Source organism: Sulfitobacter sp. W027, assembly GCF_025143985.1.
Lineage (GTDB): Bacteria > Pseudomonadota > Alphaproteobacteria > Rhodobacterales > Rhodobacteraceae > Sulfitobacter.
Genome location: NZ_CP083566.1, coordinates 44107 through 67911, shown reverse-complemented (window position 1 = coordinate 67911; position 23805 = coordinate 44107). Strand labels below are relative to the sequence as shown.

The 23805-nt window shown below is 61.6% G+C and carries 21 protein-coding genes; 12 read left to right on the top strand and 9 right to left on the bottom strand.

The genetic code is table 11. The annotated features are described in order from the left end of the window. Positions 1-85: 85 nt before the first annotated feature. From K3759_RS17845 to K3759_RS17825, 5 genes are all read left to right on the top strand, one after another. Positions 86-1174: an acyl-CoA dehydrogenase gene (locus tag K3759_RS17845; RefSeq protein ID WP_259986177.1), complete on the top strand. Its 1089-nt coding sequence runs from the start codon at positions 86-88 to the stop codon at positions 1172-1174. After that, positions 1171-1869, top strand: coding sequence for a PIG-L deacetylase family protein (locus tag K3759_RS17840; protein WP_259986176.1), 699 nt, complete (start codon positions 1171-1173; stop codon positions 1867-1869). Before K3759_RS17845 ends, K3759_RS17840 begins: the two co-directional genes overlap by 4 nt. Further along, a complete protein-coding gene (locus K3759_RS17835) occupies positions 1869-2432 on the top strand; it encodes a trans-aconitate 2-methyltransferase (RefSeq protein ID WP_259986175.1) in 564 nt (187 codons plus the stop codon). Before K3759_RS17840 ends, K3759_RS17835 begins: the two co-directional genes overlap by 1 nt. Beyond that, positions 2429-3472, top strand: coding sequence for a glycosyltransferase family 2 protein (locus tag K3759_RS17830; RefSeq protein ID WP_259986173.1), 1044 nt, complete (start codon positions 2429-2431; stop codon positions 3470-3472). The genes K3759_RS17835 and K3759_RS17830 overlap by 4 nt, the downstream gene beginning before the upstream one ends. A gap of 101 nt (positions 3473-3573) precedes the next feature. Further along, the gene (locus K3759_RS17825; RefSeq protein WP_259986171.1) at positions 3574-5637 is read left to right on the top strand and encodes a catalase; all 2064 of its coding nucleotides are present in this window, start codon (positions 3574-3576) and stop codon (positions 5635-5637) included. Between the two features lie 35 nt (positions 5638-5672). On the opposite strand, the gene K3759_RS17820 is transcribed toward K3759_RS17825, so the two are convergent. Beyond that, positions 5673-6455: an IclR family transcriptional regulator gene (locus K3759_RS17820; RefSeq protein WP_259986169.1), complete on the bottom strand. Its 783-nt coding sequence runs from the start codon at positions 6453-6455 to the stop codon at positions 5673-5675. A 165-nt stretch (positions 6456-6620) separates the two neighbouring features. Here K3759_RS17820 and K3759_RS17815 point away from each other — a divergent pair, with 165 nt between their 5' ends. From K3759_RS17815 to K3759_RS17785, 7 genes are all read left to right on the top strand, one after another. Further along, the gene (locus K3759_RS17815) at positions 6621-8138 is read left to right on the top strand and encodes an ABC transporter substrate-binding protein (protein WP_259986164.1); all 1518 of its coding nucleotides are present in this window, start codon (positions 6621-6623) and stop codon (positions 8136-8138) included. Between the two features lie 114 nt (positions 8139-8252). After that, positions 8253-9170 carry an ABC transporter permease gene (locus tag K3759_RS17810; protein WP_259986162.1) on the top strand — a complete coding sequence of 306 codons (918 nt, stop codon included), beginning with the start codon at positions 8253-8255 and terminating at the stop codon, positions 9168-9170. A gap of 1 nt (position 9171) precedes the next feature. Beyond that, positions 9172-10074, top strand: a complete 903-nt coding sequence (locus tag K3759_RS17805) for an ABC transporter permease (protein WP_259986160.1) — start codon at positions 9172-9174, stop codon at positions 10072-10074. A 3-nt stretch (positions 10075-10077) separates the two neighbouring features. Beyond that, positions 10078-11076 carry an ABC transporter ATP-binding protein gene (locus K3759_RS17800; RefSeq protein ID WP_259986159.1) on the top strand — a complete coding sequence of 333 codons (999 nt, stop codon included), beginning with the start codon at positions 10078-10080 and terminating at the stop codon, positions 11074-11076. Beyond that, positions 11073-12068: an ABC transporter ATP-binding protein gene (locus tag K3759_RS17795; protein ID WP_259986156.1), complete on the top strand. Its 996-nt coding sequence runs from the start codon at positions 11073-11075 to the stop codon at positions 12066-12068. The genes K3759_RS17800 and K3759_RS17795 overlap by 4 nt, the downstream gene beginning before the upstream one ends. Positions 12069-12072: 4 nt before the next feature. Then, complete coding sequence (locus K3759_RS17790; RefSeq protein ID WP_259986154.1) at positions 12073-13662, top strand: gamma-glutamyltransferase; 1590 nt, start codon at positions 12073-12075, stop codon at positions 13660-13662. A gap of 2 nt (positions 13663-13664) precedes the next feature. Then, complete coding sequence (locus tag K3759_RS17785) at positions 13665-15059, top strand: M20 family metallopeptidase (RefSeq protein ID WP_259986152.1); 1395 nt, start codon at positions 13665-13667, stop codon at positions 15057-15059. Between the two features lie 34 nt (positions 15060-15093). Here the strand turns inward: K3759_RS17785 and K3759_RS17780 are convergent, their stop codons facing one another. The 8 genes from K3759_RS17780 to K3759_RS17745 all read right to left on the bottom strand — a co-directional run bounded on the left by K3759_RS17780 (position 15094) and on the right by K3759_RS17745 (position 23799). Next, the gene (locus K3759_RS17780; RefSeq protein WP_259986150.1) at positions 15094-16266 is read right to left on the bottom strand and encodes an iron-containing alcohol dehydrogenase; all 1173 of its coding nucleotides are present in this window, start codon (positions 16264-16266) and stop codon (positions 15094-15096) included. Then, on the bottom strand, positions 16230-17726 hold the full coding sequence (glpK, locus tag K3759_RS17775) for a glycerol kinase GlpK (protein ID WP_259986148.1): 1497 nt from the start codon (positions 17724-17726) through the stop codon (positions 16230-16232). The genes K3759_RS17780 and glpK overlap by 37 nt, the downstream gene beginning before the upstream one ends. Positions 17727-17802: 76 nt before the next feature. Beyond that, on the bottom strand, positions 17803-19500 hold the full coding sequence (locus K3759_RS17770) for an ABC transporter substrate-binding protein (protein ID WP_259986220.1): 1698 nt from the start codon (positions 19498-19500) through the stop codon (positions 17803-17805). Between the two features lie 85 nt (positions 19501-19585). Then, positions 19586-19858 (bottom strand): DUF2160 domain-containing protein, encoded by a 273-nt coding sequence (locus tag K3759_RS17765; protein ID WP_007121386.1) that lies wholly within the window; start codon positions 19856-19858, stop codon positions 19586-19588. Between the two features lie 14 nt (positions 19859-19872). After that, positions 19873-20760: a carbohydrate ABC transporter permease gene (locus K3759_RS17760; protein WP_259986143.1), complete on the bottom strand. Its 888-nt coding sequence runs from the start codon at positions 20758-20760 to the stop codon at positions 19873-19875. Further along, a complete protein-coding gene (locus tag K3759_RS17755; RefSeq protein WP_067628794.1) occupies positions 20760-21632 on the bottom strand; it encodes a carbohydrate ABC transporter permease in 873 nt (290 codons plus the stop codon). The genes K3759_RS17760 and K3759_RS17755 overlap by 1 nt, the downstream gene beginning before the upstream one ends. Beyond that, positions 21629-22714 (bottom strand): ABC transporter ATP-binding protein, encoded by a 1086-nt coding sequence (locus tag K3759_RS17750; RefSeq protein ID WP_259986141.1) that lies wholly within the window; start codon positions 22712-22714, stop codon positions 21629-21631. Before K3759_RS17750 ends, K3759_RS17755 begins: the two co-directional genes overlap by 4 nt. Beyond that, the gene (locus tag K3759_RS17745) at positions 22714-23799 is read right to left on the bottom strand and encodes an ABC transporter ATP-binding protein (RefSeq protein ID WP_259986140.1); all 1086 of its coding nucleotides are present in this window, start codon (positions 23797-23799) and stop codon (positions 22714-22716) included. Before K3759_RS17745 ends, K3759_RS17750 begins: the two co-directional genes overlap by 1 nt. Positions 23800-23805 lie beyond the last annotated feature (6 nt).

Below are 23805 nucleotides of genomic sequence, written 5' to 3'. Positions count from 1 at the left end.
GCGCGCGCTGCCCCAATCATGAATGGGGGTGAATCGTGGCGCATGATCTGGTGGTTCCAATCCTGACCGACTGTCGGATCCTGTCATGAACAGTGCCCCGCGTTTCGATCCTTTCCCGCCCAGTTCACAGACCCCCACCCTCACGGATGCCGCCCGGCAAGAACTGCACACGGCAGCGCGGGCCGAGGAGAGTGGCGAGCGGCCAATCAACACCTCCATCGACATACTGCGCGACGCCGGGCTGATGCTGGAGGATGGTGCGACCTCCCCCTTGCGCGTGGCCCACGCACTGATGCGGATCGGTGCTGTCAATCTTAGTGTTGGCCGCCTGTGGGAAGGTCACGTCAACGCGCTCCGGCTGATCCGGCTTTACGGCAGCCCGGTACAGGCCAGACACGCAGAGCAGGTGATCCGACGGGGCGGTCTTTTGGGGGTTTGGGGGGCCGATGGCGGTACACCTGCGACGTTCGAGGCTGGTGTGTTGCAGGGTGAAAAGGCCTTTGCCTCCGGTCTCGGCACCGTAACCCATGCGGTTATTTCGTTGAACTCCGGCCCCGAAGTGCAGCTTGCGCTGATGGATGTGACCGACCCCGAACGCGGCGATGCGACGCGATGGGACATGTTGGGAATGCGCGCCACGGCTTCGGGCAAGTTCGATTTCTCTGGCCTGCCTCTTAGAGATGAGAACCTTATCGGCGCTCCCGGCGACTATTTGAAAGAGCCGCATTTTGTCGGCGGCGTCTGGCGGATCGCGGCACTTCAGGCCGGGGCGGCGGCGGGGCTGATAGATGCGGCAGCAGCCGATTTGCGTGACATGGACCGCCTCGACGCAGAGGCGCAACTGGCCCGGCTCATGCAGGTCTTGATGCGGGTTTGGGCCGGCATGGCCTTGGTCGAGCGCGCGGCGCTTGCCAGTACAGGCGATGCAGGAGCGGAAACCATCGTTAGCACCTCCATCGCCGCACGCATCTATACCGAAGAGGTTGCCCTTGAGACGATCACTGCGGTCGAACAAAGCCTTGGACTGCGGCACTTTACCGCCGCCTCCGAGACCGGGCGCATGGCGCGCGATCTGTCGGTCTATCTGCGCCAGGCGGCGCGGGACGCTTTTTTGCAACGCGCCGCCCGGCATGCGCTCTCAAGCGGAGAAACGATCTGGGGTGTCTTCAAATGAACGGGAACGCGGCCCTTTCCCAAGCCCTTTCTGGCCGCGAGAAGATCGCGGTAATCGCCCCCCATCCTGATGATGAAACACTCGCCTGTGGCGGCCTTTTAAGTCGGGCATTTGCAGGCGCGGGGGCCCATGTGATCTGCCTCACCGACGGCAGCGCCAGTCACCCCGCGTCCCGCGTATGGCCCCCGGCCCGGCTGGCCAAAGAGCGCCGCAAGGAGCTGGTTTCGGCCCTGCAAATTTTGGGCGGCACGGCGGAAGACCTGACATGGCTCGGCCTGCCCGACAGCCGGTTGCATGAGATCGCGGCGATGGAGGTATTGGCGGCGCTGGCAAAGGCGATCGACAGCCAGAAAGCGCGCCATGTCTTCGTTCCGGCCCGAGAAGACAAACACTGCGACCATCAAACTGCCGCGCAACTGGCTGCCGTCTTACGCACACAGCGCCCCGATTTACAGTTCCACAGCTACCCGGTTTGGAGCCGTTTCGACGATCCGGAATTTGCACATAACACCGCGCGATACGACCCCGTCCCCCTCGACACGGCCCCCAACCGAAAGGCCAAGACCAATGCGATCCGGGCCCATCGCAGCCAGCTTGGACAGATCGTGCAGGATGATCCCAACGGCTTTGTTCTGCCCGAAGCCATGGTCGATCTTTTCGTGCAGGAAAACGAGCTCTTTTGGAGGATGCCGTGATGGGCGTGGGGTTGGATCATCTGCAGGGCCTCTATGCCGACACGAGCGACCCTTGGAGGTTTGAGCATAGCGCCTATGAACAAGCCAAATTCGCAGCGACTCGGTCGGCGCTTTCGCAAGATGGCTACCGCTCCGCCTTTGAGCTGGGCTGTGGCAATGGCCAATTGGCGCGGCATCTGATCGACATCTGTGCGCGCTATACCGGGATGGACGCCGTGGCCACCGCTCTGACCGCCGCCCGAGAGGCCGTGCCACAGGCTCGGTTTGTGCAAGGCTTCTACCCCGGTCCGCTGCCTGAGGGGGATTTCGATCTGCTGATCCTGTCGGAAGTGCTCTATTTCCTAAATCATGCCGGGCTTGAACACCTCGCTACCGACATCGCCACCCGCTGGTCGCGGGCCGAAATCATCTGCGTGACATGGCGCGGCGACACCGGAAACCCGCTTCAGGGGGAGGAGGCGTTGGAGGGGTTTGCCAAGGCCCTCACCACCCATGATTTCACCCGCGTCAGCCAGACCAAGGACTACCGCATCGACCGCGCAATGCCGGGGGGGAGCAAATGAGTTTCGAGCGCTGCAAGGATACCGCGATCATCATACCCGCCCGGAATGAGGCAGAAAGGATCGAAGACTGCCTGATGGCCTTGGCCCCTCAGTGCAACGAGCGGGTGCGGGTGATCCTTGTGGTGAACAACACCGACGACGATACTGCCGCACTTGCGCAGGCGGCAGCGGCGCAGCAGGGGTTTGACCTGACCCTGCTCAATCTTACCTTCCCTCCGGGCGTGGGGGTCGGTGCCGCCAGGCAGCACGGTTGCGCCTTGGCGTTAGAGCAGATGCCCCACCTGCGCCATATCCTGACGACCGATGCCGATTGCCGCGTAAGTCCCGATTGGGTGGCGCGAAGCATCCAGCATCTGCAGGGTTTCGACGCGGTCTGCGGTAGGGTCACCTTGAACCCCGTCGAAGCCGTCTGTCTCGCCGGGCTGGACCCCAGTTTCCACGATCTAGAGATGGCCTACCGAGACTTGGTGCTGGAGTTCTACGCCCGCCATGCCCCCAATTGCACCGAGCTGCGCGGGAGCCACGGCGGGGCTCCAGGTGCCAGCCTTGGCTTCACCCGCGACGCCTATGAGGCCGTCGGCGGTTTTGCTCCGATCCCCTGCGGCGAAGACCGCCAGATCATCCGCGCGTTGAGGGAGCTGGGCAAACGCGTGCTCCACGCGGATGACATATGGGTCGAAGCCTCCTGCCGCCTTGTGGGGCGGGCCGAAGGCGGCATGGCAGATACGCTGCGCATCAGGCTTGCCGGTGCAGGTTATCTGGCCGACGACTGCCTGCCGAATGCCGCTTATCTGCTTGAGCAACAGCGGCAGGGTGCGATGGGATGCTGGCCGGCGCAAGTGCCGCCCTCTCAGCGCGTGCCAGTGCGTGATCTGTCGGTCCATATCACCACGCTCGCGGCGTTTTTGCAGAGTGCAAAGGGCGATTATATGCCTAAGCCGCATCCGTCGCGTGCCCGTTCCCTGCCCGGCGAACAGTTTTGCGCTCCGGTCACGAATGCCACGGAACCCGCGGCCTTTGAGGCGGTTGAACTTTCATAGATGGGGCATTTGCGACCCCCTCTGGAGCGGCCAGTCGGGCCAGCCACGTATTAGCAACAAATCCTCCCGACCATATTCCGGGGGCGCTGTGGAGAAAGATCATGACAGATAAAGAACTTGGCAAAGGCGGTGAACCCCGCCAGCAAACCACGGACCGCGAAAAGACGATGACGACTGCGCAGGGCGGTCCGATCGCGGATGATCAGAACTCGCTCAAAGCAGGTCCGCGCGGGCCGGTCTTGATGGAAGATCACATTTTTCGCGAGAAGATGTTCCACTTTGACCATGAGCGCATTCCAGAGCGTGTCGTTCACGCGCGCGGCTACGGGGTGCATGGGCATTTCGAGCTGACCGAGGCGATCCCCGAACTCTCTGCCGCTGACATTTTCCAGCGTGTGGGCGAAAAGACCCCGACATTCACCCGTTTCTCGACCGTCGCGGGCAACAAAGGGTCCTTCGATCTGGCCCGTGACGTGCGTGGCTTTGCGACCAAATTCTACACCAAAGAGGGCAACTGGGATTTGGTTGGTAACAACATCCCTGTGTTCTTCATCCAGGACGCAATCAAATTCCCCGATCTCGTCCACTCCGTCAAAGCCGCCCCCGACCGGGGCTTCCCACAGGCGCAATCGGCGCATGACAACTTTTGGGATTTCATTTCGCTCTCACCCGAGGCAATGCATATGACGGTTTGGCAAATGTCCGACCGGGCCATCCCGCGTTCCTTCCGTTTCATGGAAGGCTTTGGCGTGCATACCTTCCGGCTAGTCAATGCTGAAGGAAAGTCCCATTACGTTAAGTTCCATTGGAAGCCAAAGCAGGGCGTTCAATCGGTGGTCTGGAACGAAGCGCTCAAGATCAACGGCGCGGACCCGGATTTCCACCGCCGCGACATGTGGGATGCGATCGACGCGGGCGATTTCCCGCAGTGGGATCTGGGCATTCAGGTCTTTGACGATGAATTCGCCGATAACTTTGAGTTCGACATCCTCGACGCGACCAAGCTGATCCCCGAGGAACAGGTGCCGGTACGCATCATCGGCACGCTGACGCTGGATGCAAACGTGGACAACTTCTTTGCCGAGACCGAGCAGGTCGCCTTTTGCACCCAGAACATCGTGCGTGGGATCGACCACACCAACGACCCGCTGCTGCAGGGGCGGAACTTCTCGTATCTCGACACGCAGATCAAACGCCTCGGCGGGCCGAACTTCACCCATATTCCGATCAACGCGCCGAAATGCCCGTTCCACCATTTTCAGCAAGACGGCCATATGGCGATGCACAATCCCAAGGGCCGGGTGAACTATGAGCCGAACAGTTGGAGCGACGATGGCGGCCCGCGTGAAAACCCCGAGATTGGGTTCAAAAGCTACCCCGAAGAGGTCAGCGGCACCAAGCAGCGCGTGCGCTCTGAGACATTCGCCGACCACTACAGCCAAGCCCGGCAGTTCTACATCAGCCAGACCGAGATCGAACAGCAGCATATCGCGGCGGCCTATACGTTCGAGCTGTCCAAATGTCAGGAGGAGCGCATTCGTCTTCGCATGCTGTCGCATTTATTGAATGTGCATGACGACCTGGCCAAACAAGTGGCCGAAGGCCTTGGCGTAACCGAGATGCCCGAACCTGCGATCCCGGCGCGCAAGCCGATTACCGATCTGCCTGCCTCTGATGCGCTGAGCATTCTGAAGAACCCGCCAAACACATTTGCGGGGCGCAAATTGGGTCTGTATCTGACTGATGGTGCCGATGCTTCTGTGGTCGAAGCGCTGGAGAAAGCCTGTGCCGATGAGGGCGCGATGGTGGCCATCGTGACGCCTCATATCCAAGGGGTCACCCTGTCGGACGGCAGCACCCGCGCGGGGGATGAAAAGATCGACGGTGGGCCGTCGGTTGTGTTTGATGCCGTGGCACTGGTCTTTGGCGATGAGAAAGCCGACAAGATCGCCAAGAACAAACCCTCGCAGGATTTCGTCTCGGACGCTTTCGCGCATAACAAGTTCATCGCGTGGACAAAGGCCGCCGATCCGCTGCTCAAAGCCGCCGGTGTTGAGAAGGACGAGGGCACCACGGAGATCACCGCCGACAATGCCGGAGATTTTCTGAAGTCCTGCCGCAAGCTGCGGTTCTGGGAACGCGAAGAAAAGCTGAACTGGGAATAAGAAAACATTGGCCGGGGCCACATAGCCCCGGCTTTTTAACGTCTGTGTACCTGTGACGAGGGCGAGATGGCATTCGCAGTGTCTTGCAGCCGCGGCAAGATCTCCGCCCTGATCCGCTCACGCGTCCATGTATGGGCCGAGACCGAGCATTGCACCGCCGCAAAGGCACGCCCGTCGGGGCCGGTGATTGGGCATGCCACGCCAATCTCAGACAGGATCATCTGATCGCTGGAGATCGCATGGCCCTGCTGCACCGCCTCATCGATGCTGTTGCGGATCGTCGCGCGGTCCAGAGTGGTGCGCGCGGTGAAGGCTTTGAGCGGCCAAGTCTCAATCGCCTCTTCCCGATCCTCGGGCGAGAAGGTCGAGATGATCGCCCGCCCCGCCGATGTCGAAAGCGCAGGCAGCCGCCGTCCGATGACCGTGGCCGCGAAATAGGTCCGCTGACAGGGCAAGCGGCTAACGTAGATGATATGGTCCTTGGAAAGTTCGGCCAGATTCACCGTCTCACCGATCTCTTGGCTGAGGTCGATGAGCTTGGGAATCGCCTGCCCGACCAGTTGATCTGACCAGTAATAGGCATAGGCCAGTTCGAGCCACGCATGCGAGGGGCGATAGCGCCGAGTGACTGGATCCTTCTCCAACATGCCCTCGATATGCAGCGTATTCGCAAGGCGTTGCACGGCACTTTTGTCCAGCCCGCTGCGCGCGGCCAGCTCTACCAGTGACAATTCCGTATGCGATTCATCAAAAGCGCGGAGCAGTCGCAGCCCCTTGGCCAGTGATCCCACATAGAGCGTATTTTGCTTCTTTTCCAATCACCTACCCCTGAAACCGGCCCAATTGCTCAAACCGGGGCTTGACGTATGCCAAGCTCATTGCGTTTACTAATCGTATAGCGATATCAAGTATTACTATATGATACGCTCCGCAAGTCAAAAACGATACGGAACCGAATTCGTAAACCAACAGGGGAGTTGACCATGAAATCCACGGTCCTGAAATCTACCATCACCTGGCTTGTCCTTGCCGCCGCCACGGGTGCTGCTTGGGCGGACAAGGCAGACGACACGCTGAACGTCGCCTTCACCAAAGAGCTTGAGAACGTCGACAGCTACTTCAACTCATCGCGCGAAGGCGTTGTGCTGCAGCGCGCGGTCTGGGACGGGTTGATCTACCGCGATCCGGTCAGCAACGAATACATGGGCAACCTCGCCACCGAATGGGAATGGATTGACGACACGACCATCGAATTCAAACTGCGCGAAGGTGTAAAATTCCACGACGGCTCCGACTTCACCGCCGATGACGTGGTGTTCACCGTGAATTACGTCGCCGATGAGGCCAATGGCGTGAAAACGCAGCGCAACGTGAACTGGATGAAATCAGCTGAGAAGGTTGACGACTATACCGTCCGCATCATGCTGAAGGAAAAATTCCCGGCGGCCATCGAATTCCTGTCCGGCCCCGTGTCGATGTACCCCAGCGACTACTACGAAGAAGCCGGCCCCGAAGGCATGGGCCTCAAACCCGTCGGCACCGGCCCCTACAAAGTGACCGAAGTCGTGCCCGGCCAGCACTTCAAACTGGAAGCCTATGAAGGCTACCACGACAGCCCCAAGGGCAAGCCCAGCATCAAGAACGTCGACATCCGCACGATCCCGGATGTGAACACCCAGATGGCGGAACTGTTCAGCGGCTCGCTCGATATGATCTGGCAAGTGCCCGCGGATCAGGCCGAAAAGCTGGCCGAGCGGGACGAGTTCCAAGTTTCCAACGAATCCACCATGCGCGTCGGTTATCTGACGCTGGATGCGGCGGGCCGTTCGGAAGACAGTCCCTTCACCGACATCCGCGTGCGCAAGGCCGTGAACTACGCGATTAACCGTCAGGAACTGGTTGACGCACTGCTCAAGGGTAAGTCCAAGGTCGTCTACACGCCCTGCTTCCCCAGCCAGTTCGGCTGCGACGAAGAGGCGGCGGTCGAGTATGAATACAACCCCGAGAAAGCCAAGGAACTGCTGGCCGAGGCGGGCTATGAAGACGGTCTGACCATCGACTTTTATGCCTACCGCGACCGTGAATATGCCGAGGCGATCACCAGCTATCTCAACGCCGTGGGCATCGATACCAACTTCAAGATGTTGCAGTATTCCGCCCTGCGCGAGCAGAACATGAAGGGCGAGACAGCCGTGTCGTTCCAGACATGGGGTAGCTATTCGATCAACGACGCCTCTGCGATGGTCAGCCAGTTCTTCAAGCACGGCTCTCTTGACTATGCGATGGACGATGAGACGCTGGAATACCTCAACATCGCTGACAGCTCGACCGATGAGGCCGTGCGCAAAGAGAACTACTCCAAGGCGATTGAGCGCATCACCGAGGAAGCCTATTGGGCACCGATGTTCTCCTACAACACCAACTACGTGACCACCAATGAGGTGGAATACACGCCCACATCCGACGAAGTTCTGCGCTTCACCACGGCCAGCTGGAAGTAAACCAACCCGCAGGGGCGCCATGTTCGGTGCCCCTGCCCGGCTTTTTTCCGCACCCCACCCAGACCCACGCGGCAGGCCATTCGTCTGCGGCGCAGCCTCAAGGTAGTTGCACCCGTGCTTCAATTCATTCTCAAACGATTGGGACTGGCCATTCTCGTGGCCTTCACCGTGTCGTTTATCAGCTTTAGCCTGCTGTTCCTGTCGGGCGACCCCGCCGCCGCGCTGGCCGGTGAAACCGCCAGTGGCGAAGATGTCGAGGCCCTGCGCCGCCTCTACGGTTTTGACCGTCCGATGCTGGTGCAATATGGCGAATGGCTGTTCTCGGCCATGCAGGGCGATTTCGGCGAAAGTTACTATTTCCGCCTGCCGGTTGCCTCACTCATTGCCGACCGTCTCAGTGTCACCATGACCCTCGGCGTCTGCGGCATCACCTTCGCGCTGCTCACTGCCGTGCCGCTTGGCGTGGTCGCCGCGATCCGCCCCAATTCGATCATTGACCGCGTGGCGCTGTTCATCTCGGTCGCCGGGCAAGCGATGCCAAGCTTCTGGTTCGGCCTGATCCTGATCGTGGTCTTTGCGATCCAACTGGGTTGGCTGCCGCCTTCGGGCACCGAAACTTGGCGTCATTTCATTCTGCCGACCATCGTGCTGGGCTACTACGCGATGCCCGCGATCATGCGCCTCACGCGCGCCGGCATGCTGGACGTGCTGAACTCTGACTACATTCGCACCGCCCGGGCCAAGGGTGCAAACGAGACCCGCGTGCTGTTCCGCCACGCGCTGCGCAATGCGATCATCCCGGTGGTGAGCCTTGCCGCCGTGCAGATGGGCTTCATGCTGGGCGGCTCCATCGTGGTTGAGTCGATCTTCGCGCTGCACGGCGCGGGCTATCTGGCGTGGGAGAGCATCGCCCGCAACGACCTGCCCACGGTGCAGGCGCTGATCCTGATCTTCTCGATGTTCTACATCGTTTTCACCTTTCTGGCCGACGTGCTCAACGCATGGCTCGACCCCCGCATGAGGAGCAGCTGACATGATCACCGCCAGCACCCATGACAGTCTTCTGGACGAAATCACCGGCCCGACTCCGGCACAGATGCTGCGCAAGCGCATCTTTGGGCATCAGGGTTTCCTGATCGGTGCCATCGTCCTGATCTTGCTAACCATCGTAGCAATCCTCGCCCCTTGGCTCGCCCCGCATGACCCCTATGCGCAAAGCCTGATGACCCGCATGGAGCCGCCGGTCTTCATGGGCGGCGACTGGGAGCATCCCTTGGGCACTGACCATCTGGGCCGCGATTACCTGTCGCGTCTGATCTACGGCGCGCGCATCTCGCTGCTGATCGGCGTGGTGGCCGCACTGATCTCGGGCGTGATCGGCACCGCCATGGGCGTGGCCGCGGGCTATTTCGGCGGCAAGGTCGACGCGGTTGTCACCTTCCTAATTAATGTGCGTCTGGCGATGCCGGTGGTGCTGGTGGCCCTGGCCGTGGTGGCGATTCTTGGCGGGTCATTGCAGGTGGTGATCGTGGTGCTGGGGCTGCTCTTGTGGGACCGGTTCGCCGTGGTCATGCGCGCCTCGACCATGCAGGTGCGGCGGCGCGAATACGTGGCCGCGGCACAAGTCATCGGCGCCTCCACCCCGCGCATCCTGCTGTCCGAGATCATGCCCAACATCGCCAACAACCTGATCGTTGTCGTGACGCTGGAGATGGCCCATGCGATCCTGCTCGAAGCAGCACTCTCCTTCCTCGGCCTCGGGGTGCAGCCGCCGACACCAAGCTGGGGTCTGATGGTCTCCGAAGGCAAGAACATGATGCTCTTCGAGCCTTGGCTCGTGCTGATCCCCGGTGCCGTGCTCTTTGTGCTGGTGCTGGCGATCAACCTGATGGGTGACGGTCTGCGCGACGTCACCGCCCCCGAAAACCGGAGCTGACCCATGACAGAACCACTTCTGAGCGTCCGCAACCTGCGGCTCGACATTCCCACGGGCAGCGGCACCCTGCAGGCGGTGCGCGGGATCGACTTCGACCTCGACCGTGGCGAAACCCTCTGCATCGTTGGCGAAAGCGGGTCGGGCAAATCGCTGACCTCGCTGGCGCTGATGGGGCTCTTGGGCAAATCCATCAAACGGAACGCGGATCGGATGACCTTTGACGGGACCGAGTTGACCACCGCCAGCAACAGCCAGATGCGCAAACTGCGCGGGGCGAGGATGGCGATGATCTTTCAAGAACCGATGACCTCCCTCAACCCTGCCTATACTATCGGCGACCAATTGGCCGAGGCGCTGCTGCTGCACCGTAAGGTCACCCGCCAGCAGGCCCGTGCGCGTGCGATTGAGCTCTTGGAGAAGGTCGGCATCACCGCCGCCGAAAGCCGCCTGTCGCAATACCCGCACCAGCTTTCAGGCGGTCTGCGCCAGCGCGTGATGATCGCCATGGCGCTGATGTGCGAGCCGGAGCTGATCATCGCGGACGAACCCACAACCGCGCTCGACGTGACCATTCAGGCGCAGATCCTGCGGCTGCTGCACGATCTGGGGCGCGAGATGAACATGGCCGTGATCCTGATCACCCATGACCTCGGCGTGGTGGCCCGTGTGGCCGACAAGGTCGCGGTGATGTACGCGGGCGAATTGGTCGAGACCGGCCCGGTGGGCGACATCTTTGGCGCCCCCTCGCATCCCTACACCCGCGGCTTGTTGCGCTGCATCCCCCTGCCCGGCAAGACTGACCGCGGCGCGAAACTGGGCACCATCCCGGGCATCGTGCCCTCGCTGGTGGGCGAGATCAAAGGCTGCGTCTTCCGCACCCGCTGCCCCCATGCGGTCGCCGAATGCCGGGGCGAGATCCCGAAAAGAGAGGACGGCAGCCACGCCTTCCGCTGCATTTTCCCCGATGGCAAACGCCATTCCGAGAAGGAGCTGACCGTATGAAGGACAGCGTGAACACCCCCCCGGTGCTGGAGCTTTCCGGTGTCAGCAAGACCTACCGGGTGAAACAGGGCATGTTCGGCAAGGTCAAACCGCTGACGGCTGTGAACGACGTATCGCTGCAACTGGGCAAAGGCGAAGTGCTGGGGCTGGTTGGTGAATCCGGTTGCGGTAAATCCACCCTCGCCAAGATCCTCTTGGGGCTGGAACAACCCACCGCTGGTCACGTCAAGATCGACGGTGAAGAGATCACGCAACAGGGCCGGTTGGCGCTGGCGCGGCGCATCCAGCCGATCTTCCAAGACCCCTACTCCTCGCTCAACCCGCGCAAGAGCATCTATGACGTGATCTCCCTGCCGCTGCGGGTGCATGGAATCGGCGATGAGGCCAGCCGCAAACAGAAGGTGAAGGAAATCCTCGACGTTGTCGGCCTGCCGCAGCGGGTGATGAACACCTATCCCAGCCAGATGTCCGGCGGCCAGCGTCAGCGCGTCGCCATCGCCCGGGCGCTCATCATGAGGCCCGAGGTGGTGATCTGCGACGAACCGACTTCGGCGCTGGATGTCTCGGTGCAGAGCCAGATTCTCAACCTGCTGGGCGAGCTGCGCGAAGAGTTCGGCCTCACCTATCTCTTCATCAGCCATGACCTCGCGGTTGTCGAACACCTCGCCACACGCGTGGCGGTGATGTATTTGGGCGAGATCGTCGAGCAAAACACGGTCGCAGGCCTCTTTGACGCGCCCCGGCACCCCTACACACAGGCGTTGCTGAAATCGGTGCTGACGCCCGAGCCGGGCCTGGGCGTGCCGGACACCCAGCTTGGCATGGCCTACCCCAATCCCATCGCGCCGCCGCCGGGCTGCCATTTCCACCCGCGCTGCCCGAGTGCGACAGAACTGTGCAAGACCGATGCGCCACGGCATATCGCGATCCCGCAGGGCCATGTCGCCTGCCATCTGCACGATCCGCAAACCCCCATGTACGAGCAGGAGTAACCCCATGTCGCAGAACCTGTCGCACAGCAGTCAAACCCGCAAACACGTCATTGAAACCGAGCACGGCGTCGTGGCCGCCCAGCACCGTCTGGCGGCTCTTGCCGGAGCCGAGGTGCTGGCGGCGGGCGGCGATGCCGTAGACGCAGCCGTCGCCACCTCCTTCGTGATCGGCGTGCTGGAGCCGTGGATGAGCGGCCCGGCGGGCGGCGGGGCGATGATGCTCTGGCGCGCAGAAGAGGGCCAAGCCCATGCGCTGAACCACGGCATGCGCAGCCCCGGCGCGCTCGATCCGGCGGACTATCCGCTGAGCGGGCGGGGCAAGGCGGGCGATCTATTCCCGTGGGAGCATGTCGAAGGCGACCGAAATGTGCAGGGTGCGACGGCGATTGCCGTGCCAGGCGTCGTCGACGGGCTCGGTCAGGCGCACGAGCGCTTCGGCAAGATGCCATGGGGTGAGCTGCTTGCCCCTGCCATCGACCACGCCCGCAGCGGGCTGACCGTGGATTGGTTCGCCGCGCTCGTCATCGCCTCCTGCACCCGCGAGTTGGCCAAGGATCCCGACGCCGCCGCGCTCTTTCTCGAAGACGGTCAATGGCCCACGATCAGCGGTTGGACCGCGCTGGCCGAGAAACGTTTGGACCAGTCACGCATGGCCGACAGCCTCGACCAGATCGCCCGCCACGGCGCGCGCACGCTCTATGACGGTGACCTCGGGGCCGCCATGGCAAAGGACGTTCAGGACAAGGGCGGCAGCCTGTCGGTCGCAGACCTGCAAGCCTACCGCGCCGAGTTCCACGCCCCGCTTGATTTCGCCTACCGCGACGCACGTTTCCATGTCGTGCCGGGGCTGACCGCTGGGCCGACCTTCCGCGATACCTTCGCTGCACTGGAAACCGAAGACCTCGGCTCCGCCCCCGGCCCCGGCCCTGACAGCTATGCCGCGATGGCCGCCGCGCTGAAAGGCGCCTATGCCCGCCGCTTGGGCTCGATGGGCGACACTGGTGAGAGCCCCGCGGCCCCCGGCTGCACCACGCATTTCTCGGTCGTGGACCGCGACGGTAATATGGTCGCGCAGACCCAAACACTGCTGTCGATCTTCGGCTCTCGAGTCGTCTCCCCCTCTACCGGATTTCTGATGAACAATGGCATCATGTGGTTCGACCCGGTGCAGGGCCGCCCGAATTCGCTCGGCCCCAACAAGCGCTGCCTGATGAACGTCTGCCCGGTGATCGGCGAACAGGGTGACAAACTCTTTGCCTTCGGCGCATCCGGCGGGCGCAAGATCCTCGGCGCCGTGGCACAGCTTTCGTCTTTCGTGACCGATTTCGACATGTCTCTCGAAGACAGTTTTCACGCCCCCCGAATTGATGCCTCAGATGCCAACCAGCTTATCGCCGACGACAGCCTGCCGCGCGACGTGCTGGACCGTCTGCGTGAGGACAATGAGGTGGCAGAGACAAAACGCACGATCTTTCCTTACGCCTTTGCCTGCCCCGCAGGTGTGATGCGTGATGGCACGCGCAATTCCGGCTGCACCGAGATTATGTCGCCTTGGGGCGACGCCGTTTCCGAAGATATGACAAAGGACATTTGAGCATGAGCCGCGATCAAGCGATCGAGACGATCACCGCCTATTTCGACGAGGGTACTTTTCAATCGGACCTCGCCAACCTCGTCTCTTATGAGACCGAAAGCCAGAACCCCGACCAATCGCCGGAACTCATGCGCTATCTGACCGAGACGATGGAGCCGCGCCTCTCGGCCATGGGCTTTGCCTGTTCGCTCCACGACAACCCCGACCCGCGCGGCGGGCCGCTATTGGTGGGCGAACGCCGCGAAGGTGACGACCTCCCCACCGTGCTGACCTACGGCCACGGCGACGTGATCCGCGCCCAGACCGACCAGTGGCGCGAGGGGCTGCATCCCTTCAAACTGGTCGAGGAGGGCGAGAAGCTCTACGGCCGTGGCACCGCCGACAATAAGGGCCAGCATCTGATCAACATCACCGCGATGGAAGCGGTGCTGAAGACCCGGGGCAAGCTTGGTTTCAACTGCCGCATCGTGATCGAGATGAGCGAGGAGACCGGCAGCGCAGGCCTGCCTGAGTTCTTCACCGAACACCGCGACAAGCTGACGGCGGATGTGCTGATTGCCTCAGACGGCCCGCGCCTGCAACCCGAAGTGCCGACGATGTTCATGGGCTCGCGCGGGGGGGTGTCCTTTGATCTGATCGTCGAGAAACGCGAGGGCGCACATCACTCGGGCAACTGGGGTGGTCTGCTGGCCGATCCGGCGATGATTTTGGCGCAGGCGCTTGCGACGATCACCGACAAACGCGGGCAAATCCAAATTGCCGAATGGCGTCCTGACAGTCTGACACCGTCGGTCCGCGACGCACTTAAAAACCTGCCGATTGAGAGCGATGATGGCCCCGCCATCGACAGCGACTGGGGCGAGGAAGACCTGACCCCGGTCGAGCGTGCCTATGGCTGGAACAGCTTTGCCATTCTGGCGATGAAAAGCGGCGTGCCTGAAGCGCCCGTTAACGCGATCTCGGCCCATGCACGCGCGACCTGCCAGCTGCGCTATGTGGTGGGCACCGATCCCGAAGACATCCTGCCCGCGCTGCGCCGTCACCTCGACAAACACGGGTTTGAGGAAGTTCGGATTGAGCCGCACGACCGCGGTTTCTTCCGCGCAACGCGGCTTGATGCGGATCATCCGTGGGTGAAGTTCGTGGCCGCCTCTCTGACGAAAAGCGCAGGTAAAGCGCCGCACATCCTGCCGAACCTTGCAGGCTCGCTGCCAAACGACAGTTTCAGCGATATTTTGGGTCTGCCGACAGTCTGGGTGCCGCATTCCTACCGCAGCTGTTCGCAGCACGCACCGGATGAGCACGTGCTGAAACCCGTTTGCCGTGATGCGCTGCGCGTGATGGCGGGCGTGTTCTGGGACTTGGGCGACGGCGATACACCGCCACGGGCCGGGTGAAAATCACGGGCGGGGGCTTCTGGCCCTGCCCGTCCTAAAGTGCTGCCCGGATGCAGGTTTCGAGCGCGTCTTGGCTGAGGACACAGGGGTTCGCGCGCATCGAAGAAGACGCTGCTGCCTCATGCGCAGTCTCGCCAAGGTCGGTCCCCTCAGGAATCCAGCGGCCCAAACGATCCAGCCCCCAGTCGTCGGGCAGTGCCGCGAGGGCGTCAAATGTCCCGGTCTTCGGTAGATCAAAGCCCTCTACCAGCCACCTTTGCACTTCAGAAAACCGCACGGATGCGCCGAGCGCGTTGCTATTGGCCGCCAGTACCGGGCCTAACAGACGCCCACAGATCAACCCATGTGGGGCGCCAAAACGCCCGCCGATCACACCGGCCAGCCCATGCACCGCGCCAAGGCCCGCATTTGCCAGCGCCAGACCGCCCGAAAGACTGACATAGGCCATTGCATCCCGCGCGGCTTTGTCTTCGCCATGCGCAAGACGTTTGAGCGCGGCGATACCTTGAGGGATCGCGGCACGGCAAAGCGCGTCGCTCAGCGGGCTGGCTTTGTTAGAAAGGTAAGGCTCAATCACCTGCACCAGCGCGTCGAGGCCCGACCCCAAGGTCACCCCGCGCGGTGCACCATCTGTCAGCGCGGGATCGACCAAGGCTAGACGCGGCAGCATCCGGTCATCGCGCAGGCTCACCTTTCGCGCTGCCTTTGGCACGGCGATGACGGCGTTTTTGGTGACCTCGGCGCCTGTGCCTGCGGTGGTAGGGACCGCGATCATCGGCAGCGGATCGGCTTGCAACGGCTTGCCTGCGCCTACGACTTCGAGGTGTTCCATCACGTCGCAATCAGAAGGGATCAGCGCCGCTGCGGCCTTGGCCAAGTCAATCACCGCACCGCCACCGACGCCCAGCACCACCTGCGCCCCACGCCCCGCGGCAACGGCAGAGCGGACATCGTCAACAGAAGGTTCGCCGCTGCTGCGGACTTCGGTCACGTCACATCCTGCTGCCGTTAGCTCGCGGCACAACTCATCCACCCAAGCGACCGACCCGCCACGCAAAATCAGCACCCGGCGGCCATAGGCGCGCGCGGCATCAGCGGCGTCCCCTGCAACACCACGGCCAAAGCGGATGCGTCCGGCAGTGGCGAAACTAAAAGGCGCGATCACTTCCATCAGAACTGCAACGTGGCGTTTACGGCGCTCTTCCATGCGCCGTATTTCTCGTCACGCGTCGCCGCATCCATCTGCGTCTCAAACCGCCGATCCAGCGCCCATTCGCAGGCGAAGCCTTCCATGTCAGGGTAGATCCCCGCCCGTTGCCCTGCCAACCATGCCGCGCCAAGCGCCGTGGTTTCCAGCACGTCAGGCCGGTCGACCGAAGCACCGATTACGTCGGACAGAAACTGCATCGCCCAATCACTGGCGCTCATCCCGCCATCCACGCGCAGAGTGGCGATTTCACCGGATTGGCCCTGCGCGGCCCAATCGGCCTGCATCGCCTCCAGCAGATCGCGGGTCTGATAGCCCACGCTTTCCAGCGCCGCACGGGCCAATTCGGCAGGGCCGGAATTACGCGTCAGCCCATAGATCGCACCGCGACATTCCGCATTCCAGTAAGGCGCGCCGAGCCCGACGAAAGCAGGCACCAACACCACGTTTTGGTGCGGATCGGCCTGTTCGGCCAGCCCTTGGGTCTCGCTTGCTTCGCGGATCATTTTCAGCCCGTCGCGCAGCCATTGCACCACGGCTCCGGCAACGAAGATCGACCCTTCCAGCGCATAGGTCGGCTTGCCGTCCAGTTGATAGGCGATGGTCGTGAGCAAGCGGTTGGTCGAGGTTACCGCCGTGTCGCCTGTGTTCAGCAGCGCAAAACAACCAGTGCCGTAGGTCGATTTCATCATGCCGGGCTGGAAACAGGCTTGGCCAATGGTCGCGGCCTGCTGGTCGCCCGCCACGCCAAGGATGGGAATCTCGCGGCCAAAGAGATCGGGGCGCGTGGTGCCGAAATCGGCGGCGCAGTCTTGTACCTCGGGGAGCATCTCGACCGGAATGTCGAACATTTTGCAGATCGTCGTGCTCCAGCGGCCTTTGTGAATGTCATAGAGCATGGTGCGCGCGGCGTTGGTGGCGTCGGTCACATGGCGCGCGCCGCCGGTGAGCTTCCAGATCAGGAAGCTGTCGACCGTGCCGAAAAGTAGATCGCCCGCCCGCGCCCGGTCACGGGCACCTTCGACGTTGTCGAGGATCCACTTCAGCTTAGTGCCAGAGAAATAAGGATCAGCCAGCAGCCCGGTGCGCTCTGTGATGATCTTGTCGTCACCGCTCTCGCGCAATTCGCGGCAAAAGTCAGCAGTGCGGCGGTCTTGCCAGACGATGGCGTTATGCACCGGCTGGCCGGTCTTGGCGTCCCAGACCAGCGTCGTCTCGCGTTGGTTGGTGATGCCGATGGCGGTGATGTCATCGGGGCGCAGGCCAGCCTTTTCGATCACCGCGCGGCAGGTGCCCGCGGTGGTGGACCATAGATCGCCGGGATCATGCTCAACCCAGCCGGAGCGGGGGAAATGCTGCGGGAATTCTTCTTGGGCCGTGGCCGTCACCGACATGTTGCCGTCAAAAATGATCGCCCGCGAAGAGGTGGTTCCCTGATCAATGGCGAGGATATGGGTCATGGCGCGGCCCCCGGTTGTTGGATGAAACGAAAAAGGGGCCGGGACGCTTTTGCGCCCCGGCCCCCCAAAGGTTGGCTTACTGCCAGGACTTGATCAACTCTTCATAGCTGATGGTCTCAGGCTCTGGGTCTTCGTTGTCGAGCTTGGCAACGGGCGAACCCTCTTGCTCCAGCCAGTAGGAGGCTTCCTGCTCTTCGTTCATCTTCGGACCCAGATCACCTTGGACGCCTGCGCGCTCAAGCCGTTCCAGCACTTTTTCCTGCTCGGCGCAGAGGCTGTCGAGCGCTTCTTGCGGGGTTTTCGCACCGGACATTGCGTCGCCGATGTTCTGCCACCACAGCTGCGCCAGCTTGGGGTAATCCGGCACGTTCGTCCCGGTGGGCGACCATGCGGTGCGCGCAGGGGAGCGGTAGAATTCCACCAGACCGCCGAGTTTCGGCGCACGTTCGGTGAAGCTTTCGTGCTGGATGGTCGACTCGCGGATGAAGGTCAGACCGGCGTGGGCCTTTTCAACATCAACGGTTTTCGAGGTCACGAACTGCGCGTAGAGCCATGCAGCCTTGGCGCGGTCGACGGGGGTGCTCTCCATCAGCGTCCAGCTGCCCACGTCCTGATAGCCGACCTTCTGGCCTTCTTTCCAATAGGCGCCGTGCGGGCTGGGGGCCATGCGCCACTTAGGTGTGCCGTCTTCGTTCAGCACGGCTTTGGCGGCATCATTCACCATGTCCGCGGTGAAGGCGGTGTACCAGAACATCTGCTGGGCAATCGCACCCTGTGCAGGAACCGGGCCAGCTTCGCCAAAGGTCATGCCAGCGGCTGCGGGGGGCGTGTATTTCTCAAGCCATTCGATGGATTTGGTGATCGCATAGACTGCGGCGGCATCGTTAGTGGCACCACCACGGGTCACACAGGACCCGACGGGCTGCGAGTTTTCGTTAACCCGAATGCCCCATTCGTCGACCGGCAGGCCGTTGGGTTCACCTACATCGCCCATGCCAGCCATGGACATCCACGCATCGGTATAGCGCCAGCCAAGCGACGGGTCTTTCTTGCCGTAGTCCATGTTGCCGTAGACTTCGACGCCGTCGATGGTGCGGCCGGTGAAGAATTCGGCGATATCTTCGTAAGCGGACCAGTTGACCGGTACGCCCAGTTCATAGCCGTACTTCTCTTTGAACTCGGCCATCAACTCAGGATCGGTGAACCAGTCCTGACGGAACCAATAAAGGTTCGCAAACTGCTGGTCGGGCAGCTGATACAGCTCGCCATCGGGCGAGGTGGTGAAGTCGAGGCCGATGTAATCTTCCAGATCGAGACCAGGGTTGGTCACGTCCTTGCCTTCATTCGCCATCCAGTCGGTCAGGCTGCGCGCCTGCTTGTAGCGCCAATGGGTGCCGATCAGGTCAGAGTCGTTGATATAGGCGTCATAGATGTTCTCGCCCGACTGCATCTGCGTTTGCAGCTTTTCGACCACATCACCTTCGCCGATCAGATCGTGGGTGATGTTGATGCCGGTGATCGCGGTGAAGGCCGGGGCCAGCACGTTGGCCTCGTATTCATGGGTGGTGATGGTCTCGGACACGACTTTGATGTCCATTCCCTTGAACGGCTCAGCGGCGTCGATGAAGAATTGCATCTCCGCTTCCTGCTCTTCGCGGCTCAGCGCGGAGCGTTCGATTTCCTCGTCGAGGAATTTCTTCGCGGCTTCCATATCCGCGAATGCTGGCCCGGCGAGCAGACCGAGCGTGACCGCAAGTGCGGTACTCGATTTCATGACAGATCGTTTCATTATGTCCTCCCTAGACATTTGGTCGTGTCGTATGGCTGCCCCGATTAACCGGGATCAGCCGTGATAGCGCCTAGACCCAGCGAAATACGGCTGCGGCATAGGCAAGGCAGACCAGCAGCGCATAGGGCTGTGGACCCGCCTCGAAACCCAGCCAAATCAAATTGATAAAGGCCGAGCCGAGAAGCGTGATGAACAGACGGTCACCACGGGTTGTTTCGATCCTGAGAATGCCGGTGCGTGGCGTCTCGGGGAATTTGATCGCGAGGATCGTGAAGGTCACGAGTAACAGCGCGATGACACCGAAGAAGATCGCGGTGGGCATGGTCCAAGCCATCCAAGACATGAGCGGTCTCCCTTTTATACGCGGCCGAGGGCAAAGCCCTTGGCGATGTAGTTACGGACGAAATAGATCACCAAAGCGCCCGGTACGATTGTGAGCACCCCGGCGGCAGCCAGCACGCCCCAGTCGAGGCCGGAAGCCGAGACCGTGCGCGTCATGGTGGCGGCGATGGGCTTTGCATCAACCGAGGTCAGCGTGCGCGAGAGCAGCAGTTCGACCCATGAGAACATGAAGCAGAAGAAGGCCGCGACGCCGATGCCGGAGGCGATCAGGGGGGTGAAGATGCGGATGAAGAAGCGCGGGAAGGAATAGCCGTCGAGATAGGCGGTCTCGTCAATCTCCTTCGGCACGCCGCGCATGAACCCTTCGAGGATCCAGACCGCCAGCGGCACGTTGAACAGGCAATGCGCCAGCGCCACGGCGATATGCGTGTCGAACAGCCCGACCGAGGAATAAAGCTGGAAGAACGGCAGTGCGAAGACCGCCGGAGGGGCCATGCGGTTGGTCAGCAGCCAGAAGAACAGATGCTTGTCGCCCATAAAGCTGTAGCGCGAGAAAGCATAGGCCGCCGGCAGCGCCACGGCGAGCGAGATCACCGTGTTCATCACCACGTAAATCAGGCTGTTGACATAGCCCATGTACCAGCTCGGATCGGTCAGGATCTTGGCATAGTTCGCCAGCGTCAGATCACGCGGGTAGAGCGAGAAGGAGCCGAGGATTTCCGCGTTGGTCTTGAGGCTCATGTTGATGAGCCAATAGATCGGCAGCATCAAGAACAGCAGATAGAGCGTCATCACCACGACCGACCCCGTGGGCCGGAAACGGCTGCGGCGGGCGGTGGTGGTCGCGGTCACATCGCCCGGAATGGGCGCGGCGCCGGGGGCTTGTACGGTGCTATCGGTCATCAGACACCATCCCTTTTGTCGAGGTTGACCATTACGGTATAGAACACCCATGAAATCAACAAGATAACGAGGAAATACATCAGGCTGAACGCCGCCGCGGGGCCGAGGTCAAACTGGCCAATGGCCATTTTCACCAAGTCGATGGACAGGAAGGTCGTGGCATTGCCCGGCCCGCCGCCCGTCACGACGAACGGCTCGGTATAGATCATGAAACTATCCATGAAACGCAGCAGGATCGCGATCATCAGCACCCCCGCCATCTTGGGCAGCTCGATGTAGCGGAACACGGCCCAACGGCTGGCTTGGTCGATCTTGGCGGCTTGGTAGTAAGCGTCCGGGATGGACTGGAGCCCGGCATAGGCCAGAAGCGCCACCAGAGAGGTCCAGTGCCAGACGTCCATGACCACAACAGTGATCCACGCAGCGGTGATGTCTTGGGTGTAGTTATAGGTGATGCCGAGCTTGTCGAGCGTATAGCCCAGAAGGCCAATGTCGACGCGGCCAAAGATTTGCCAGATCGTGCCAACCACATTCCACGGGATCAGCAGCGGCAGGGACATGAGGACGAGGCAGAAGCTGGCCCAGAACCCGTTTTTGGGCATGTTCAGCGCAACGAAGATGCCGAGGGGGATTTCAATCGCCAAAATGACGCCCGAGAAGATCAACTGACGGCCAAGCGCGTCCCACATCCGGTCGCTGTCGAGCATGTCGGAAAACCACTCAAGCCCGGCCCAGAAGAACTCATTCCGGCCAAAGGTGTCTTGCACCGAGTAATTCACGACGGTCATCAGCGGGATCACGGCCGAAAACGCCACGAGGATCAGAACGGGCAGGACAAGGAACCATGCCTTTTGGTTGACGGTCTTGTTCATGCGGCTTCTCCCTCTGCGCGGACGCGCCAATCGTCGGCATAGACATTGATGCCCGCCGGATCGAAGCTGATCGCGGTGTTTTCGCTCGGCACGGACGCGCCTTCCTCGGCGATGGCGCTGACCGGCTGACCTGCTACATCGAGGCGGATGATCTTATGACGGCCCACGTCTTCGACGCGGGTTACCTTGGCGGGCAGGCCCAAGCCTTCGCCATTGAGGCGGATGAACTCGGGCCGGACGCCCAATTGGGTCTTGCCGCCCTTGGGGGCGTAGCTTTTGGTCAGGTCGATGTTTGTGCCCGCGACCTGCGCGGCATTGCCCGAAATCTGCGCATCGAAAAGGTTCATCCCCGGCGAGCCGATGAAATAGCCCACGAAGGTATGCGCGGGCCGTTCGAACAATTCCTGCGGCGTGCCGATCTGCACCACACGGCCATCGTACATCACCACTACTTTATCCGCGAAGGTCAGCGCCTCGGTCTGGTCATGGGTCACATAGATCATCGTGTGGCCGAATTCATGGTGCAGCGATTTCAGCTGCGTGCGCAGCTCCCACTTCATATGTGGGTCGATCACTGTCAGCGGCTCGTCAAAGAGCAGCGCGTTCACGTCCTCGCGCACCATGCCGCGGCCCAGCGAAATCTTCTGCTTGGCATCCGCCGTGAGGCCGCGCGCTTTGCGGTTCAACTCGTCTTCCATGCCGATCATCTGCGCGATCTGCTGCACGCGCTCTGCAATATAGGAGGCATCCGCGCCCCGGTTGCGCAGCGGAAAGGCGAGGTTATCGCGCACGGTCATCGTGTCGTAGACGACCGGGAACTGGAAGACCTGCGCGATGTTGCGCTCTGCCGTGGGGGCGTTGGTTACATCGACATCGTTGAACAGGATGCGGCCCTGCGACGGCTGCAACAGGCCCGAGATGATGTTAAGGAGGGTGGATTTCCCACAGCCCGAAGCGCCGAGGAGGGCATAGGCTTCGCCGTCGATCCAGTCGTGGTTCAACTCCTTGAGGGCAAAATCATCCTCATGGCCGGGGTTCGGCAAATAGGAATGCGCAAGGTTATCAAGCGTGATCTTGGCCATTATGCCGCCTCCGCATAGGGCGCGGCAGAGACGAGGGCCCCGTTCGCGTCAAACAGGTAAATATGCGCCGGATCGAGGTAGACCGGCAGCGGCTGCCCCGGTTTCAGGTGCTGGATGCCATGCACCAGCCCGACCCATTTTGCGCCGTGGTAGTCGAGGTGGATGAAGGTTTCCGACCCGGTGATCTCGGTCACGTTCAGCTTCGCGTCAAAACCAATCGCGCCGGGGGTCTGCGCTGCGAGTGTCAGGTGGTTGGGGCGGAAGCCAGCGGTGTATTCGCCATCCTTCAGACTTGCCATCGTGGCAGGCGCGGGCATCTCGCCGCCGTCAAATCGCAAGGTGCTGCCCGCCTTTGTCATGCTCAGAAAATTCATCGGCGGATCAGAGAAGACACGTGCCGTCGTGGCATTCTCAGGCCGACGGTAGACGCTTGGCGTCAGGCCGAACTGCGTGACGCGGCCCTCCCAAAGCGTTGCGGTGTTGCCGCCCAAAAGCAGCGCCTCTTCGGGTTCGGTCGTGGCATAGACAAAGATCGACCCGGCGCGTTCGAAAATTCGCGGGATCTCGGCGCGGAGTTCTTCGCGCAGTTTATAATCAAGGTTCGCCAGCGGCTCATCCAACAGCACCAACCCGGCGTTTTTCACCAATGCCCGCGCCAAAGCGCAGCGCTGTTGCTGGCCGCCCGAAAGCTCCAGCGGTTTGCGGTCAAGCATCGGGGTCAGCTGCATCAACTCGGCGGTTTCGCGCACGGCGCGGTCGATCTCACCTTTCGACTTGCCCACCAGCTTCATCGGCGAGGCGATGTTGTCATAGACGGTCATCGAGGGGTAGTTGATGAACTGCTGATAGACCATCGCCACTTTGCGGTCTTGCACCCGCATCCCGGTGACATCTTCGCCGTTCCAGATCACTTGGCCAGTATTGGGCACATCCAGCCCGGCCATCAGCCGCATCAGCGAGGTCTTGCCCGCAGACGTTGGCCCCAAGAGCACGTTCATCGTGCCCTTTTCCAAGGTCAGGTCGGTCGGGTGGATATGCGTTTGACCGCCCACCGTTTTCGACACGTTTTTTAGGATCAAACTCACGTTCGT